Annotated in this window: 1 protein-coding gene and 1 pseudogene; both read right to left on the bottom strand. The window is 44.5% G+C overall.

Annotation, left to right across the window (positions count from 1 at the left end):
• Positions 1–287: pseudogene (gene istB, locus ACTVDO_RS17290) on the bottom strand (IS21-like element IS5376 family helper ATPase IstB); the annotation flags it as partial.
• Positions 284–1,486 (bottom strand): IS21 family transposase, encoded by a 1,203-nt coding sequence (gene istA, locus ACTVDO_RS17295; RefSeq protein ID WP_257637865.1) that lies wholly within the window; start codon positions 1,484–1,486, stop codon positions 284–286. The pseudogene istB and the gene istA, both read right to left, overlap by 4 nt.
• Positions 1,487–1,578: the final 92 nt, after the last annotated feature.

The following is a 1,578-nucleotide window of genomic DNA, read 5'->3' on the forward strand; positions in this document are numbered from 1 at the left end:
TCAATAAAGGACAACGTAAGCAGTTCTCGAATCCGGCGCTCATCCACCGAAGGCTGCGCGGTAAAATCAAACGTATCGATCGTCTTGCGATACGGCAGTTTGGACAGCTTGATGAGCGTTTGGATCGATCGTGCCTGTTTTTCGACGATTTCTGCCTCTAATAAGCGGAATAAAAACTCTGAATATGATATATTATGAGTAGAGGCGTATTCTGCCATGGCGGACCATCGCTCCGCCATGACAGGCAAATGGAGTTGGTGGCAATACTCGTGTATTCGTTCTTTCATGAGCTTTCCCCTCGCAGGAATGCGTCATAAACGGACAATGGACGAGTATCCACTTCCACCGAAACAGGCGAAATGGTGGTCGCCATTTCCGTCTGTTTCTTTTTTATTTTTTCGGCGAATGTAATTACTTTTTTATGTTGGTTCAAGTAAGAAATCTCCTCCCCTCGATAGTACAACCGAATATCCCCATTCAATCGCTCCTTTACCAGAATTTCTTTGCCCGCATACTCCGCCGATAAGAGCCATTGTTCCCCTTTGTAGGAGAAACTGCCATCCCAATGCACTTTCCGATAGGAAAGATAGCTCGTATCGTAATCGTTCAGCTGGAGAGGTTTCAACTGTTCCTCTGCCCAACGCTCTTGCGGAGGAATGCCGGTAGTGGCGTTTGGCTTCCGATTCGCCACTTGATCGAGCCAACGATGCAAAAGGGAATTCAATTCTTCGATACTTTCAAACGATGTTCCTACATAGAAGTGATCCATAATATACTGAATGGCTCGTTCGACTTTCCCCTTTGTCTGGGCCCGGTAGGGCCGGCATACTTTTGGAATAAATCCGTAGTAACTCGCAAATTCGGAAAATCGTTGATTCCATTTCACCACTCCTTGTTCTCGCCCATCTGTAACGGTCTTCATATTGTCAAATAACACCTTCTTCGGAACCCCACCAAAGTACTTGAAACTCTGAATCAGGCATTCCATTAAGTGTTCCTGATCCTGGCTGGTCGTAAATACCGCGTATTTCATCCGCGAATAGCCTAGCGTGGCTACAAATAGCGATAACTTGACTTTTCTTCCTTGGATCACGACCTCCCCAACTTCTTTCCAATCGACTTGCATTTGTTCGCCAGGAAGCGTTTCATAGCGAACCGTGTATTTCTTTTTCGCCGTCTCTCGGAAAGGCTGCATATAGTCCTTTAAAATCGTCTTTCCTCCCGTATAGCCCTGTTGTCGAATTTCAAAAAACAACTTTTCGCTATTAAACACCCCATCTTCTAACATTCGTTTTTGAAGATACGGCTTAAATGGATCTAACTTGCTTTTTCTTGGTTTTCGCTTGGATTTGGAAGGAGGATTGGGGGAGTGAATATATTTTCGGACGGTTTTCCGATCGATCCCCAATTCCCTCGCAATATCGGAAATACTCATTCCCCTTTCATACATCTCTTTGATCATGAAAAATTCCCCTCTCGTAATCATGAACCATAGCTCCTCTCATTGACACTATGGTTCTATTGTAAGTGGGGAATTTTATTCCGGCTATATTGGGGATTTTATCATCGGCTTTAACA

Origin of the sequence: Geobacillus sp. BK01 (genome assembly GCF_052220245.1) — a bacterium.
GTDB lineage: Bacteria > Bacillota > Bacilli > Bacillales > Anoxybacillaceae > Geobacillus.

Excerpts from the sequence above, each read along its gene's own strand:
- istA (WP_257637865.1), bottom strand. The coding sequence starts at position 1,486 with ATGATTACGAGAGGGGAATTTTTCATGATCAAAGAGATGTATGAAAGG.